General features: G+C 69.2%; 1 protein-coding gene. It reads left to right on the top strand.

Annotated features, from left to right (window positions below):
• Positions 1–94: 94 nt before the first annotated feature.
• The coding region (locus LXN57_RS47695; RefSeq protein ID WP_251804962.1) for an ISAs1 family transposase at positions 95–1,190 on the top strand (1,096 nt) is incomplete at its 3' end.

Below are 1,190 nucleotides of genomic sequence, written 5' to 3'. Positions count from 1 at the left end.
CGGCCTTTGTGGAGGGTGCTCAGGGCGGGTGAGATCGCCTAGGTGATCATGGGAGTTCTCACGCTTCCAGCCACCCTCGAGGATCCCACCCGCGATGTCAGCATGCCCGATCCAGGTACTGTCCGCAGTCACCACCCCCACCGACCCGCCCACCCGAGCGGTGACCGACGGTGAACAAATAGGCCTGCTGCATGCGTTGACGGCAGTGCCGGATCCTCGTAGCCCGCGCGGTCTGCGTTATCCGCTTGCCGGGCTGCTCACGGTCGCGGTGTACGCGGTGGCGGCCGGCGCCTCGTCGGTGGCCGCGATCACGGATTGGCTGGACGACCTGGACGACATCGCCCGGGCCCGGCTCGGTTTCGTCCGCGGTGTGCCGGCCATGACCACGATGTGGCGCCTACTGATCCGCCTGGACGCCGACCTGCTCGCCACCATCCTGGCCAGCTGGCTTCGTACCCGCGCCGGATCAGCCGACCGGCCCCGCCGGCCGCGATATCGGCAGGTCATCGCCGTCGACGGCAAGACCGTGCGAGGTGCCCGCCGCGCCGACGGCAGGCAGGTCCACCTGCTGTCCGCCCTGGACACCAGCACCGGCGTCGTCCTCGCGCAGGTCACCGTGGCCGCGAAGTCGAACGAAATCCCCGCCTTCACACCGCTGCTCAACGCCGTCGAAACGGTGCTGGGCAGCCTGAACGGGCTGCTGTTCGTCGCCGACGCCCTGCACACGCAGACCGCGCACGCCACCGAGATCGCCGCGCGGGGCGCCTACCTGCTGATCCCGGCCAAAGGTAACCAGCCCACCCTGTTCACCCAGCTCAAGACCCTGCCCTGGACGCAGGTCCCGATCGGCCACCAGAGCCGCGAAACCGGGCACGGGCGGCGAGAGACCCGTACCGTCAAGGCCGTCACCCTGCAGACCCCCGGCGGGATCGCCTTCCCACACGCCGAGCAGGCCATCCGGATCACCCGGACCCGCACCCTCACCGCCAGCGGCAAGACCACCCGCGAAACCGCGTACCTGACCATCTCCCTGCCCGCCGCCGATGCCCACCCGATCGATCTGCAGCGCTGGATCCGGGCAGAGTGGCTGATCGAAAACCTTGTGCACTACGTCCGGGACGTAACTTTCCGTGAAGACGCCCATCAAGCCCGGACCGGCAACGGACCCGCCGTCATGGCCACCCTGCGTA

The sequence above is a fragment of the Paractinoplanes hotanensis genome (assembly GCF_023717965.1).
Lineage (GTDB): Bacteria > Actinomycetota > Actinomycetes > Mycobacteriales > Micromonosporaceae > Actinoplanes > Actinoplanes polyasparticus.
Note: the sequence above shows the minus strand (reverse complement) of the source record. Positions and strands in the feature narration are given on the sequence as shown.